At 64.0% G+C, this 13,837-nt stretch carries 11 protein-coding genes and 1 tRNA gene; 3 read left to right on the top strand and 9 right to left on the bottom strand.

Going from position 1 to position 13,837, the window contains the following annotated elements:
- Positions 1-49 precede the first annotated feature (49 nt).
- From QZ564_RS00645 to QZ564_RS00635, 3 genes are all read right to left on the bottom strand, one after another.
- Positions 50-1,300 carry a Zn-dependent hydrolase gene (locus QZ564_RS00645; protein ID WP_297103240.1) on the bottom strand — a complete coding sequence of 417 codons (1,251 nt, stop codon included), beginning with the start codon at positions 1,298-1,300 and terminating at the stop codon, positions 50-52.
- A 158-nt stretch (positions 1,301-1,458) separates the two neighbouring features.
- Positions 1,459-2,955, bottom strand: coding sequence for a CoA-acylating methylmalonate-semialdehyde dehydrogenase (locus QZ564_RS00640; protein ID WP_297103237.1), 1,497 nt, complete (start codon positions 2,953-2,955; stop codon positions 1,459-1,461).
- 14 nt (positions 2,956-2,969) lie between these two features.
- Positions 2,970-4,250 (bottom strand): aspartate aminotransferase family protein, encoded by a 1,281-nt coding sequence (locus QZ564_RS00635; protein ID WP_297103485.1) that lies wholly within the window; start codon positions 4,248-4,250, stop codon positions 2,970-2,972.
- A 173-nt stretch (positions 4,251-4,423) separates the two neighbouring features.
- Here QZ564_RS00635 and QZ564_RS00630 point away from each other — a divergent pair, with 173 nt between their 5' ends.
- A complete protein-coding gene (locus QZ564_RS00630) occupies positions 4,424-5,167 on the top strand; it encodes a TetR family transcriptional regulator C-terminal domain-containing protein (protein WP_297103234.1) in 744 nt (247 codons plus the stop codon).
- Between the two features lie 6 nt (positions 5,168-5,173).
- On the opposite strand, the gene QZ564_RS00625 is transcribed toward QZ564_RS00630, so the two are convergent.
- Both QZ564_RS00625 and QZ564_RS00620 read right to left on the bottom strand, forming a co-directional pair.
- Entirely contained in the window at positions 5,174-6,256 is a 1,083-nt protein-coding gene (locus QZ564_RS00625; RefSeq protein WP_297103231.1) for a GGDEF domain-containing protein, read from the bottom strand.
- Between the two features lie 84 nt (positions 6,257-6,340).
- Positions 6,341-6,718, bottom strand: coding sequence for a VOC family protein (locus tag QZ564_RS00620; protein ID WP_297103227.1), 378 nt, complete (start codon positions 6,716-6,718; stop codon positions 6,341-6,343).
- A 129-nt stretch (positions 6,719-6,847) separates the two neighbouring features.
- Here QZ564_RS00620 and QZ564_RS00615 point away from each other — a divergent pair, with 129 nt between their 5' ends.
- Positions 6,848-8,638: a hypothetical protein gene (locus QZ564_RS00615; protein ID WP_297103224.1), complete on the top strand. Its 1,791-nt coding sequence runs from the start codon at positions 6,848-6,850 to the stop codon at positions 8,636-8,638.
- A gap of 69 nt (positions 8,639-8,707) precedes the next feature.
- Here the strand turns inward: QZ564_RS00615 and msrA are convergent, their stop codons facing one another.
- Positions 8,708-9,364 (bottom strand): peptide-methionine (S)-S-oxide reductase MsrA, encoded by a 657-nt coding sequence (msrA, locus tag QZ564_RS00610; protein WP_297103221.1) that lies wholly within the window; start codon positions 9,362-9,364, stop codon positions 8,708-8,710.
- 70 nt (positions 9,365-9,434) lie between these two features.
- Positions 9,435-9,758, bottom strand: a complete 324-nt coding sequence (locus tag QZ564_RS00605) for a hypothetical protein (protein ID WP_297103219.1) — start codon at positions 9,756-9,758, stop codon at positions 9,435-9,437.
- Positions 9,759-10,016: 258 nt separating this feature from the next.
- Between QZ564_RS00605 and QZ564_RS00600 the strand changes: the two genes are divergently transcribed.
- Positions 10,017-10,106, top strand: a tRNA-Ser gene (locus tag QZ564_RS00600).
- 174 nt (positions 10,107-10,280) lie between these two features.
- Here the strand turns inward: QZ564_RS00600 and QZ564_RS00595 are convergent.
- Both QZ564_RS00595 and QZ564_RS00590 read right to left on the bottom strand, forming a co-directional pair.
- Positions 10,281-11,471, bottom strand: a complete 1,191-nt coding sequence (locus QZ564_RS00595; protein ID WP_297103216.1) for an HlyD family efflux transporter periplasmic adaptor subunit — start codon at positions 11,469-11,471, stop codon at positions 10,281-10,283.
- 2 nt (positions 11,472-11,473) lie between these two features.
- Complete coding sequence (locus QZ564_RS00590; RefSeq protein WP_297103214.1) at positions 11,474-13,834, bottom strand: FtsX-like permease family protein; 2,361 nt, start codon at positions 13,832-13,834, stop codon at positions 11,474-11,476.
- Positions 13,835-13,837 lie beyond the last annotated feature (3 nt).

The following is a 13,837-nucleotide window of genomic DNA, read 5'->3' as shown; positions in this document are numbered from 1 at the left end:
CTCCCCCAAAGGGAGAGGTGTCGCTGCGCGACATCAACTGCCCGCTTCATCACTCCACAATCCCCGCGGTCTCGACCACGGCGTGGAACAGCACGTCGGCGCCGGCGGTGGCCCATTCCTTGGAGATGTCTTCGGCCTCGTTGTGGCTCAGGCCATCGACGCAGGGGCACATGACCATGGCGGTCGGCGCGACGCGGTTGATCCAGCAGGCATCGTGGCCGGCGCCCGAGACGATGTTGCGGTGGCTGTAACCGAGCCGTTCGGCAGCGTCGCGGACGGCCTTGACGCAGTTTTCGTCGAAGGTGACGGGATCGAAATGACCGGTGGGCTCGATATTGAGACCCAGGCCCAGCTCTTCAGCGATCTTTGCCGCTTCGGCTTCGATCTGCTCGCGCATCGAGGTGAGCTTGTCGAGTTCGGGCGAGCGGATATCGATGGTGAACACCGCCTTGCCCGGAATGACGTTGCGCGAGTTGGGATAGACATTGGCCTGGCCAATCGCGCCCACGGCATTGGGTTGATGCGCCATGGCGATGCGGTGCACCGCCTCGGTCACCCGTGCCATGCCGAGCCCGGCATTGACGCGCATATTCATCGGGGTCGAGCCGGTATGGGCTTCCTTGCCGGTGAGCGTCACCTCGAGCCACCATAGGCCCTGCCCGTGGGTGACGACGCCGATATCCTTGCCCTCGGCCTCCAGGATCGGACCCTGTTCGATATGGAGTTCGAACATGGCGTGGATCTTGCGCGCGCCAACCTTTTCGGGACCTTTCCAGCCAATGCGCTCAAGCTCGTCGCCAAAGCGCTTGCCCTCGGCATCGAGACGATCATAGGCCCAGTCCTGGGTGTGCATGCCGGCAAAAACGCCCGAGGCCAGCATGGCCGGGGCGAAGCGGGTGCCTTCCTCATTGGTCCAGTTGGTGACGACGATGGGGCGCCTGGTCTTGATGCCGAGATCGTTAAGGGTGCGGACCAGCTCGAGCCCGCCCAGCACGCCGAGCACGCCGTCATATTTGCCGCCGGTCGGCTGGGTATCGAGATGAGAACCAACATAGACCGGATCAAGGCTCGGGTCCTCGCCCTCGCGGCGGGCAAACATGGTGCCCATTTCATCCACGCCCAGCGTCAGACCCGCCTCCTCGCACCATCTGGCGAAGAGTTCACGGCCTTCCTTGTCGGCATTGGTGAGGGTCTGGCGGTTATTGCCACCGGCCACGCCCGGCCCGATCTTGGCCATCTCCATCAGGCTCTCCCAGAGCCGGTCGCCATTGATCCGAAGGTTTTCGCCGGGAGAGGTCATGATGCTTACTCGTCGTTCTGATCGAAACAAAAAGCCCCGCCGTCGCGCTGGGGCGAACGGCAGGGCCGGAAGGATGGGGGATCGGCGCCATATTCCCTCTCCGTGCCGGAGAGAGAGCGGGTGGTCAGCGATTTCTTTGTAGCGCTGACCATGACCACCTACTTCACGCTCGGAAAGCTGAATTCGGCGCCGCCCTTGATGCCGGCGGGCCAGCGGGTGGTGACGGTCTTGAGCCGGGTATAAAAGTGGATCCCTTCGGGCCCATAGATGGAATGATCACCGAAAAGCGAGCGCTTCCAGCCGCCGAAGGAATGGTAGGCCACCGGCACCGGGATCGGCACATTGATGCCCACCATGCCCACTTCGATCTTGTCAGCAAATTCGCGTGCCGCATCGCCATCACGGGTAAAGATGGCCGTGCCATTGGCATATTCATGGCCATGGATGAGATCGACCGCATCCTTGAAGCTGTCGCGGCGGACGACCGACAGGACGGGCCCGAAAATCTCTTCCTTGTAGATTTTCATGTCCGGCTCGACATTGTCGAAGAGCGTGCCGCCGACATAATAGCCTTCTTCATAGCCCTGGAGCTTGAAGCCGCGGCCGTCGACGACCAGCTTGGCGCCCTGCTCCACGCCTGAGTCGATGTAGCCGAGAATCTTGTCGCGGTGCATTTTCGTGACCACCGGACCCATTTCGGCGTCCTTGTCGGTGGCCGGGCCGATCTTCAGCGATTCAACGCGGGGTTTCAGCTTTGCGACCAGCGCGTCGGCTGTGTCCTTGCCCACCGGCACGGCGACCGAAATGGCCATGCAGCGCTCGCCGGCCGAGCCATAGCCGGCGCCCATCAGCGCATCGGCGGCCTGGTCGAGATCGGCATCGGGCATGATGACCATGTGGTTCTTGGCGCCGCCCAGCGCCTGCATGCGCTTACCGGCCTGGGTGCCGCGCTGATAGACATATTCGGCGATCGGGGTGGAGCCGACAAAGGACACGGCCTTGATATCGGGATGGTCGAGAATGCCATCGACCATTTCCTTGTCGCCATGGACGATATTGAGAATGCCTTCGGGCAGCCCGGCTTCCATGAAGAGGTTCCAGGCCAGCATTGAAGCACTCGGGTCGCGTTCGGAAGGCTTCAATATGAATGCGTTGCCGCAGGCAATGGCGGCCGGATACATCCACATCGGCACCATGGCCGGGAAGTTGAACGGGGTAATGCCGGCCACGACGCCCAGCGGCTGGCGATCGGAATAGCTGTCGATCGAGGGCCCGACATTGCGGGAGAATTCGCCCTTGAGGAGCTGCGGGATGCCGCAGGCAAAATCGACGCAGTCGATGCCGCGGGCCACTTCGCCCAAAGCATCGTCATGCACTTTGCCATGTTCCTTGGAAATCTCGCGCGCCAGATCGTCAGCATATTGGTCGAGCAGCGCCTTGAACTTGAACATGACGCGGGCACGCTTCATGGGTGGCGTATTGCCCCAGGCCACCTGCGCTTGCCTCGCGTTTTCAACCGCCGCGTTCAGTTCATCCAGGGTGGACAGCGGCAGTTCGGCGCTCTGCTCGCCCGTGGCCGGATTGAAGACCGGCACCCGGCGGGTGGACGAGGAGACATAGCGCTTGCCGGCGACGGCATTCTCGATGATCTGCATCAGGGCCTGCCTCCTCAATCCAGGATTTTCAGAATGCCCGACAGGGTCGAGACGATTTCGCCGATCTGGCTTTCTGAAATGATCAGCGGTGGCGACAGCGCAATGATATCGCCCGTGGTGCGGATGAGCAGGCCCTGCTCATAGGCTTTCAGGAAAGCCGAGAAAGCGCGCTTGGTCGGTTGGCCGGCAATCGGCTCGAGCTCAATGGCGCCGACGAGACCAATATTGCGGATGTCGATGACATGGGGCAGGCCCTTGAGGGAATGCAGCGCATCCTCCCAGACCTTGCCCAGTTCCTTGCCGCGGGTGAGGAGGCCCTCCTCCTTATAGGTTTCGAGCGTGGCCAGGCCCGCCGCCGAGGCCACCGGATTGCCCGAATAGGTATAGCCGTGGAAGAACTCGATCAGGTGTTCCGGACCCTGCATGAAGGTGTCGTGGATCTCGGCCGAAACCATGACGGCGCCCATGGGAATGACGCCATTGGTCAACCCCTTGGCCGTCACCATGATGTCGGGCACGACGCCGAAATAGTCGGCACCGAAGGGCGTGCCGAGACGGCCGTAACCGGTGATCACTTCGTCGAAGATGAGCAGAATGCCGTGCTTTTTGGTGATCGCGCGCAGGCGCTTCAGATAGTCAGCCGGCGGGATGAGCACGCCGGTTGAACCGGCCACGGGCTCGACGATGACGGCGGCGATAGTGGAGGCATCGTGCAGAGTGACGATGCGTTCCAGCTCATCGGCCAGATCGGCGCCATGCTCGGGAAGGCCGCGCGAAAAGGCGTTCTGCTTGAGATTGTGGGTGTGCGGCATGTGGTCGACGCCAGTCAGAAGCGTGCCGAACATCTTGCGATTGGTGACGATGCCGCCCACCGAAATGCCGCCGAAATTGACGCCGTGATAGGCGCGTTCCCGGCCGATCAGACGGGTGCGCGAGCCCTCGCCCTTTACCTTGTGATAGGCCAGCGCGACCTTGAGCGCGGTCTCCACCGATTCCGAGCCTGAATTGGTGAACAGCACGTGGTCGAGCCCGTCCGGTGCCAGATCGACCAGGCGGTTGGCCAGCTCGAACGCCTTGGGATGACCCATCTGGAAGGCGGGAGCATAATCGAGCTCAGCCGCCTGCTTGGCGATGGCCTCGACGATTTTGGGGCGCGCATGCCCGGCATTGACACACCACAGGCCCGCCGTGCCATCAAGCACCTGGCGGCCGTCGGCGGTGGTATAATGCATGTCCTTGGCGGCCACGAACATGCGTGGGGCCTTCTTGAACTGCCGGTTTGCCGTAAAGGGCATCCAGAACGCGCTGAGATCGTTCGGCGCAACATTGGACGAAGTGGACACGAAATTCTCGCTCCCGTTGAATCTGGCCTGGTCTCGTTTTGGGTCTTGACGCGGACGCGCGAACCCCTGAAATTTTGACCAGTTGGAAAAATGTTAGCATCCCTACACATTCCCGCAAGGCGAAAATGGTCGTAAAAAAACTCAAGGGTGCCGATCCGCTCCCGGTCACCGCCCGACGCCAGCACAAGGCCGATGCCAAAGCGGCCGCGACCCATCCGCCGGCACGTCAGCGCCCCCTTACCCGCATCCAGAAGGAAAAGCAGGACATTATTCTCGAGGCGGCGCTGGAAGTGTTTTCAGTGCATGGCTTCCGGGGCGCCACGATTGACCAGATCGCGGAAGTGGCGGGGATGAGCAAGCCGAACCTGCTCTATTATTTTCCCCGAAAGGAAGAGATCCACCGCCGGCTGATCGGTGCCCTGCTCGACACCTGGCTGGCGCCGCTCAGGGAGATGGATGAAGATGGCGACCCCTTCTCGGAAATCCGTTCCTATATCCGGCGCAAGCTCGAAATGGCCCGTGACTTCCCGCGCGAAAGCCGGCTGTTTGCCAATGAGATGCTGCAGGGGGCGCCGCGCATTCACGAGATGATCGAGGTCGATCTCAAGAACCTGGTGGACGAGAAAGCCAAGATTCTCCTGAGCTGGATGGATCAGGGGCGGCTGGCGCGCACAGATCCTTATCACTTGATCTTCTCGATCTGGGCGACCACCCAGCATTATGCCGATTTCGACGTACAGGTGCGGGCCGTGCTGGGCAAGGGCCGCAATGGTGAGGGACGGTTCGAGGACGCGGCGCGTTATCTCGAGCAGTTGTTCATGCATGGACTGGCACCACGGCCGCGGAACGAAACAAAGCCGGGCAACTGATCCGCCTCAGGCGGTACGCGCCAGGAAACCGGCTGTGTGAAAGTGGGCTGGCATTTCCTGCCCCGGAGAGGGCGAGGAGCCCTTTTCACCGGCGAAACAGAAGGCGCCGCCATTGAGACGCTTGGCCTCGTAGAGCGCTCTATCCGCCTGCTTGAGCAGGGCGGCCGCGGGGTGGCTGGGGCCATCTTCGACAATGCCCACGCTGATCCCCACGCAGATATTGGGACCGACCGAGCGCAACGGCTCGCTGATGGCGGCGATGCAATCGCGCGCCAATTGGGTGAGATCGGCGCGGCGCGCGCCCCGATGGACAATGGCCACGAACTCGTCGCCGCCGATGCGCGCCAGGAACTCGCCGGCATGCAGTTGCGCGGCCAGGCGCTGCGCGACCTCGATCAGCGCCAGGTCACCGGCATGGTGGCCGAACAGGTCGTTGACCGGCTTGAACCGGTCGAGATCGAGCGCCAGCACCGAAAAGTTCCATTGCTCGGAGCTCAGCCGGGCCATCTCGCCCTCCAGCGCCAGCCGATTGGGCAGGCCGGTCAGATGGTCGCGCATGGCCTGCCTCTGGGCGGCGACGCGCTCGCTCTCGATCCGCCGCACATGCCGCAACATGGCCACCAGGCACGCCAGAACACTGCCGATCAGGGCCAGCATCAGCGGCACCCGCAAGGGGGCATAATTGTTGAACAGGAACAGTCCCGGGCGGTCGGCGGTCCAGGTCAGGAAGTGGCTGCCCAACGGACCGGAGAGCAGCGGCAGGGATTGCACATAGTCGTCTGACGCGGGCGCGGGTGAAAGGGTCAGATCGCGCAAACCGGCGACAGGCGCCAGGCTCTCCAGCGCCGGGGCAATCTCCTCGGCGGGCAGCGTAACCAGGATATCGACGATCTCTGCGGCGCGGGCACGCTCGTCAGCCATGGAGAGGTTGTCAGTGGTCGACATGACATGCAGGGTCGAGGCAACCAGAACCGACCCCGCCAGAAGCGATCCGAGAAATGCGCCAACCACCAGCCGCCGGATAGGCGCCAGTGCCTTGACCGGATCGGTTTCCGGTAAAGTCCAGATCTTGTCTATTTTTGCGTCCACTGAGCAGACCCTGCGTCCACCTTCATCCTGAACTGGCAATAGTTGGCAAGTGGTTAGCGAAATTCGCTTTTCTGCGCTCGACCTTCAGGCGGGACGCTGCTGAGCCATCAGCGCCAGCGGACGATCTTCGGGATCGGCGAAAAAGGCGAGCCATTCCTCAAGGCCATCGGCATGCCTGTGCACACAATGCGGCGGCTGCAGGAATTTGACACCCTTGCGTTCGAGGTGCGCATGGCTGGCGGCAATGTCAGCGACGCGGAAATAGAGGATGGATTCAGACCGGCCGGCTTCGCCCTCCTGCAAATAGAGCCGCGTGCCACCCAGATCGAAAAAGGCCATGCCCGGGAACTCATAGAGCAACGGTAAGCCCAACAGCTCGTCATAGAAGTGCCTGGCTGCGGCAATATCACCCACGGTGCGGGCAATCTGGCCAATGGGGCCGAGGCCGGGTGCGTCAGTCATGCGTTGTCCTCCTGCCAGCAGGTCGGGATAATCCAACTTTCGGGTTCGGGCCGCAACGTCCACTGCACGGGCTGTTAACGCGTGCTATTCCATGGTCTGCGTCCCGGCCGCAGCAGAGAGAACCCAAGCGTGTCTGATCCAATCCAGCCCAATGCCGGGCGATACGACTGGCTGTGGATTGCCGGTATCTGGGTGCTGGCGGCAACCGCCCTGCTCTGGCGTGGCCTGGTGACCAATACCGGCATGCCGCTATTTGTGGACACGGACGATGCGATGCGCATGGTGGTGGTCCGCGACTTCCTTGCCGGGCAAGGCTGGTACGACCTTACCCAACACCGGCTCAACACGCCGTTTGGCGCGGAAATCCACTGGTCGCGGTTGATCGACCTGCCTCTGGCCGCACTTTTGTGGCTGGCCGGCCGCTTCACCGATCCGACCAATGCCCTGTTGTTCACGGGGGCCGTCTGGCCGGTCCTGCTGCTCGGTGGGTTGCTATGGCTGAGCACCCGCACGACGATGGAACTGGTCGGACGGGCAGGCCTGCTGCCGGGCGTGGTCCTGCCGGTTCTGAGCCCCGCGATCCTGGCCGAGTTCGTCCCGGGCCGGGTGGACCATCACAACGTCATCATTCTCTTATCCATGGCAACCCTGCTGGCCAGCCTGATCGCCCTGCGCCGCCCGGGTGCAGCGTGGATCGCCGGCCTTCTCGCTGCCATGTCGCTTTCGGTGGCGCTGGAGGCGGCCCCGGTTGTCGTCGCCGCCATCCTCGCTTTCGGTTTGGGATATGTCTTCGATCCCGGTCGCGCCCGCACGCTCTGGCGCTTCGGCCTCGGGCTGGGTGGCGGCCTGGCCCTCATGCTGGTCCTGACCCGGCCACCGGCGCGCTGGCTGGAGGCGGCCTGCGACATGATCTCGCCGGTCTTTGTCCTTGCGGGCCTGCTGGTCGGCCTGGCCTTTGGCGGGGTTTCACTGCTGCCACCACCGCGACGGGCAATGTGGCGACTGGCGCTGCTGGGCGTTCTGGGGCTCGCCTCGGGCGCGGTCGTGGCACTTGTCTATCCCCAATGCCTGGGCGGGCCTTATGCGGCGCTCGACCCCTGGCTGCAGGAAAACTGGATTGCCGCAATCGTCGAAGCCAAGCCCTGGCACACCTCGCTGTTCGACCTGCCAGCCTATGCCATTACCGTGGGTGCCCCGGTCTTCCTGGCCCTGGCCGCCGCAGTGCTGGCTTTCTGGCGAGAGCCCGGCAAACGCCTGGGCTGGCTGACGCTGCTGGTGTTTCTGGGATGCACGACCCTGATCATGCTGGCACAGATCCGCGGGGCGCGCCTGACGATCGTGCCGACCATTCCCGCCGCCGCCTGGCTGATTGTCAGCGCCCGGCAGGTCTATCTCGCCCGTCCACGCATCTTGCCGGCATTGGGCTTGATGGGAACCTGGCTGGTCTTTTCCGGCGTTGTGCTCAGCCTCGTGGTTGGCGGGGTAATGAACCTGCTACCGGACGGGCGGGCCCAGGCACTGAGCGCCGCACGGGCCAGCAAGATACCCTGCCTTGCCAGCGAAGCCTTTGCCGAGCTGCGCGCCTTGCCGCCAACCACAGTGATGAACCCGATCGACCTGGGCTCGCACCTGCTGCTGGAAACGCCCCATGCGGTGGTGGCAGCACCCTATCACCGCAATGAGGCAGGCGTGCTCGACGCGTTCCGCTTCTTCAACCGGCCGGCCGAAGAGGCCCGGCAGATCGCCGCCGCTCGCGGCCTTGACCTGCTGGTCACCTGTCCGGCGATGCCTGAAATGCGCGGTCCTGGGCTCGACCAGCCGGGAACGGTGCTGAACCTGCTCGCCGCCGGGACCCCGCCGCCATGGCTGGAAGACATCTCGCAAGGCGGGCCGCTCAAGGTCTATGCCATCACGCCTTGAACGGGGCGCGGTCAGCCGAGGACGCCCTGCTGCTGCAGAGCGCCCTTGATCTGCTCGGTCGGGCGCCTGTCATTGGGCCGCAACGCCGGTGCCGATCGGGCAGCTGACGCCGGTGCCGGCCAGGCCGCAATAGCCATTGGGGTTCTTGGCCAGATATTGCTGGTGATAGGTTTCGGCGAAATAGAACGGTCCAGCCGGCGCGATTTCGGTGGTGATCGGGCCCAATCCGCGGGCGTCCAGGGCGCGCTGATAGGCGGCACGGCTGCTGGCCACCGCGTCGGCCTGTTCGGGCGTGGTGGTATAGATGGCCGAGCGGTATTGCGTGCCCACGTCATTGCCCTGTCGCATGCCCTGGGTCGGGTCGTGCTCCTCCCAGAACGTCTTGAGCAGGCTGTCCGGGCTGATCCGGTCGGGATCATAGACCACCATGACCGCCTCGGTATGGCCGGTGCGCCCCGAACAGACCTCTTCATAGGTCGGGTTGGGCGTGTGCCCGCCCTGATAGCCAACGGCGGTGACCAGCACGCCCGGCAGTTTCCAGAACAGGCGTTCGGCACCCCAGAAACAGCCCAGGCCAAAATAGATCGTCTCGCTTCCCTCGGGATAGGGGCCCTTGAGCGCGGCACCGTTGACGAAGTGGTCCGCGGCGACCGGCATGGCCTGTTCGCGCCCCGGCAGCGCCTCGGCGGGGCTGGGGATAGTGGTCGGCTTTTGGCGGAAGAACATGTGATGCTCCTTTCAGCCCTCTATTCGGTTGCGACCCTGAAACGGTTACGCCGGACGGGCCGGCCCTGGATCATAGCTGCTCCTGGCGCAGGAAGCGCTCGCGGCGCGGACGGCGGCCCATCAAGGCTATCACAATTCCAGGCACGCCCAGCACGGCAAAGGCCGGATAGGTCAGGAGCGTCTGCATCGCGGCGTCGAGCAGATCGGCAAAGAACCGGCTTTCAAAAAACCCGCTCACCGCCTCAATGCTGGGCGGATGCAATTGCGTCCAGGCCTCTCCCAGGCTGGTCAGGACCAATGCATTGGCCGCCAATGACTTTGTGCCATCCACGACAAGAAAAATCAGCGCCAGGCCGATCAGCCAGGTGCCCAATACTCGCAAGACAAGCCGCATCCACATTCCCTATGCTGGCTTGATCAAATCGAACCGCCCCCGGTTCGTTCCACTGCCAGGCACGCTAGTCTTGTGCCACGCGCTCCGGCGCGCCACAAGGTCAGCCAGCATGTGGGGCTGGCGTGCCCGAAAAACAATCTGTGACGCCGCCAAGTGATCCCTTGCGTCGCAAACGATGATGAGTATATTGCGCCTCGCTCGCAGCGGCCCCTCGGGGATCCGCGATACCGGCCTTTCCAGACCGGTCAGAAGCGATGCGGAGAGGTGGCCGAGTGGTCGAAGGCGCACGCCTGGAAAGTGTGTAGGCGGGGAACCGTCTCAAGGGTTCGAATCCCTTTCTCTCCGCCATTCCTAACCCATTGAAATTGCTGGTGTCACAGCATTCCGTCACAACGACGCGAGTGTCTGTTCCTTGCTTAGATCCACATTTTCCGTGATGCACCGGCGAGATCCGGTCTTTTGGTTCCCAAGCTGGTGCCGAGGCGCGCAACACCCGCCAGGTGAACCGGTTGCAGCCTTGGTTCAGGGAGCACTGGTGACTTCGACTTGTCCACCATTCACCACCGTGTCGCCGGGATGCGTGACGACAACATCACCCGGTTCAAGACCACTCAAAACTTCACCGAAATCGCCATTCCTCGGGCCCAGCTGGATGGGAGACAGCATGGCCTTGCCGTCGAGCACGCGGAACGTGGCCCATTGGTCTGCGTCCCTGAACAGCGCTGCAATGGGGACAAGCACCCTGTCCTTTCCCTCCCAGACAACGATGTCTGCCACGACCCGGAAGCCGTGCCCCAGCCGCGACCAGACCTGGGGCGGGTCGAGCAGGTCAAGGACCACCTCGGTGCGTTGCTCCTCGATGCCCAGGGCACTGACTTTGGTCACGGCGGAGGGACTGATGCTGCTGACGCGCGCCTGCAGCGGTTCCCCGCCCCAATTCCTGATCGTGGCGGGCGCACCCGCCGGGATCCGCACCGCGTCAAAAGACAGAACCTGCACCACGACCTGCATATTGGCCGGATCCCCCAGGTCCATGAGGGGCGTGCCCGGCTGCACGGCCTGTTCGCTTTCGGTGAGAACGGTCAAAACCTGCCCCGCAATGGGGCTGGGCACATTCGCACAGCATTGGCCGGCCGGCGTGGCGGCGCTGCCCTGGATAAGCGTGGCGCGGGCGCTTTCGAGATCCTGCTGGCGCATGGCCAGCGTTGCCTGCGCAACCTGGACATCCCGGTTTGCCATAGAGAGGGCAAGCGTGGCCTGCTCGTTGACCTGGGCGGAAACGACGCCGCGCTCGGCCAGAGCCGCCTTTCTCGTCGCGTCGGCGTCGGCATAACCGGCGCGGGCCTGCGCTTCCGACAGCGACGCTTCGGCCAGTTGCACCGCGGCCTCGGCTGCCGCAACGGCGGCTTCGGCGATCAGGCGCGAGCGTTCGTCAAGCAGGCCAGGCGGTGCCGGCTCGATGACGGCCACCGTCTGCCCGGGAGTGACCGGATCGCCGGCGTGGATATCGATGCGCACCAGTCGGCCAGCAACCGGGGCGGTCACACGATAGACCTCCCTTATGCGCGAAATGCCTTCCTCTTCCACGGTCACGGCGAGGCTGCCGCGCCCGATCACGGCCACCTCCACCGCCACCGGCCGGGGCCACAGGGCCCAGGCCGCACCGGCCAGAATGAGGGCAACGACGGCTATGCTGATGATGCGACCCACCATTTCTATTCCCTCGTCTTGAGCACAGCGATCATGTCGAGACGGTCAATGCGGCGTCGCACGACCAGGCCGGAGAGCCCCGCGGCCGCCATGACCACGGCCGTGGAATAGACAAAGACGTCCAGTTCGAGCACCAGGGGCATGGTGAAGAGTTCGCTCGAGAAGCTGCTCACCATGCCGCGCGCCAAGCCAATCCCAAGCAACCAGCCGATGGGCTGGGCGAGCAGAGTCACCATCGCAATTTCCGATAGCAGCAGCATCGAGACTTCACCGCGGCTGAAGCCGAGCACGCGCAGGCTCGCCATTTCACGCCCCTGCTCGGACAGCGATATGCGCGCGAAATTGTAGACGACACCAAAGGCGATGACCCCGGCCATGGCCAGGAGCACCCCGATCATCACGAACATGTTCTGCGCCATGGTTTCGCGGAAGCGCTCGAGCGCGACCGAGCGGAGGCTGATCATGCCCAATGCCGGTGTCGCCTTGAGCGCGGCGAACAGCTCGGCTTGCTGCCTTTCATCGATCTCGACATTGACGCCCGATATCTGCGGCGAGCGGCCCAGAAGCGTGTCGAGGGCCTCGAGGTCCATATAGGCGGCGAGGCCGAGATAGCCCTCCATCAACCCTGCGACACTGACAGAATATGTCTGCCCGCCGCCATCGAGCGGCCTGATCTCAACGCTGTCACCGAGGCCGACCCTGAGCAGCCGCGCCAGCGATCGACTGATGATGACGCCCTCTTCGGGCAAGACGACGGGCCGGAACCGGTCATCGAGCAGCCGGGTCTGGTCGCTCCCACCCGCATAGGCGGTGAGGCCAATGCGCCGGCTGACCGGCCCCTTGCTGATCTCCACGCCCAGGCTTGCGAAGGGCTCAGCCGCCAGGACGCCCGGAAGCCGAGCGACCTCATAGAGCGCTGCGGCCGGCCTGGAACCGAGGAAGGTGATGGTCCCGTCCTGCCGTTCCGTGCGATTGAACGTATAGTCGACCATGTAGTTGATGGCGCCCACCGACCAGAGCGAGCCGATCAGGATGGCCGTGGCCAGGGCCAGGCCCACCACGCCGCCGGCTGTTCGCCAGGGCCAGTGCAGCAGATGCCGCGAGGCGATGATCCAGCGTTGCGGCACCTCAAGATGGAATGGATTGCGGGCACCCAATATCCGGCGATAGACCGGCGGCGCGGGCGGCATCATGGCGACAGCCGGTGGCAGCCATGCCGCCTGGCGGACGGCGCGCACCGCGCCCAGGACGGACGCACCCATGGTCACCGCGGCCGCAATGACATAGATGGCCGGGTCGCGGCTAAATGTCAGCACCGGGAAGCTGTAGTAGCGCGCATAGAGCACGGTGAGCGCGTTACCGGCCCAGATGCCGAAGCCATAGCCGGCGACAATCCCCAGCACGGCGATCAGCAGCACGAACTCGACATAGTGCCAGGCGATGCTCCAGGAGCCGTAGCCCAGCGCCTTGAGGAGCCCGATCTGCTCCCGCTCAAGGGCGATGAGGCGGGTCAGCGTCATGTTGACCAGAAACGCCGCCACGACGAGAAAAATTGGTGGGAGCACGGCACTCATGCCGCGCAGCTGCGTCAGTTCCGCGTCAAGGAACACATGCGAGGTCTGCTGGCTGCGTCCATAGGCGCCCTGGCCGCCATAGGGGGCAAGCAGGCGATCGAGGCCCGCGATGATGGTGTTCGTGGCAGCGCCGGGTGCCAGCTTGAGGGACACCGTATTGAAGGCACCGGTCAGGTCATAGGTCGCCGCAATGGTGGCTTCGGGCATCCACAGCACCCCGAAACGACCCTCGCTGGGCATGATGTCGCCCGGCGTCATGGCATAGATATAGTCTGGCGCCAGCGCGATGCCGGTGATGGTGACCGAACGGTGCGTGCCGTTCATGACGACATCGAGGCGAGAGCCGGGCACCAGGCCCCGCGCGGTGGCAAAGACCTCGCTCACGACGGCCTCAGTGGTCTGGCCGGCTTCGGGGAGCCGCCCGCTGCGCAAGTGAAGCTGGTTGAGCGGCTGGGGGCCCGCTGGAAGAGAAATCAGGAGCACCGAGGCGGGCTCGGCAAGGCCCTCGACATCGGCGGGGGCGAGCCTGACGATGCGCGCATCCACGACCAGGACGCCGTCCAGCTCACCAATCGCCGGCAGCAGGGATCGGGGCGCGCGGGCCACGCTGGCGAAGACGTCCGCGAAGTTGTTCCGTGCATAGTAGTCGGCCCGGGTCTTTTCGAGGGACTGATACGTGCCCATGCCGATGATCAAGGCCGCCACGCCGGCGGCGATGACCAGGCCAATGGACGCCACCTGGGCCCAGAGGCGGCGCAATTCGCGGATCAGCTTGATGTGCAGCGCGTTCATGGC

Origin of the sequence: uncultured Devosia sp. (genome assembly GCF_913055165.1) — a bacterium.
Lineage (GTDB): Bacteria > Pseudomonadota > Alphaproteobacteria > Rhizobiales > Devosiaceae > Devosia.
This window is presented reverse-complemented; position numbering and strand designations above follow the sequence as displayed.

What these genes read in the sequence shown, in the direction of transcription:
- QZ564_RS00620 (WP_297103227.1), bottom strand. Translation starts at nt 6,718, where the DNA reads ATGACTGACGCACCCGGCCTCGGCCCCATTGGCCAGATTGCCCGCACC.
- QZ564_RS00635 (WP_297103485.1), bottom strand. Translation starts at nt 4,250, where the DNA reads ATGCCCTTTACGGCAAACCGGCAGTTCAAGAAGGCCCCACGCATGTTC.
- QZ564_RS00640 (WP_297103237.1), bottom strand. Translation starts at nt 2,955, where the DNA reads ATGCAGATCATCGAGAATGCCGTCGCCGGCAAGCGCTATGTCTCCTCG.
- QZ564_RS00595 (WP_297103216.1), bottom strand. Translation starts at nt 11,471, where the DNA reads ATGGTGGGTCGCATCATCAGCATAGCCGTCGTTGCCCTCATTCTGGCC.
- msrA (WP_297103221.1), bottom strand. Translation starts at nt 9,364, where the DNA reads ATGTTCTTCCGCCAAAAGCCGACCACTATCCCCAGCCCCGCCGAGGCG.
- QZ564_RS00590 (WP_297103214.1), bottom strand. Translation starts at nt 13,834, where the DNA reads ATGAACGCGCTGCACATCAAGCTGATCCGCGAATTGCGCCGCCTCTGG.
- QZ564_RS00645 (WP_297103240.1), bottom strand. Translation starts at nt 1,300, where the DNA reads ATGACCTCTCCCGGCGAAAACCTTCGGATCAATGGCGACCGGCTCTGG.
- QZ564_RS00605 (WP_297103219.1), bottom strand. Translation starts at nt 9,758, where the DNA reads ATGCGGCTTGTCTTGCGAGTATTGGGCACCTGGCTGATCGGCCTGGCG.
- QZ564_RS00630 (WP_297103234.1), top strand. Translation starts at nt 4,424, where the DNA reads ATGGTCGTAAAAAAACTCAAGGGTGCCGATCCGCTCCCGGTCACCGCC.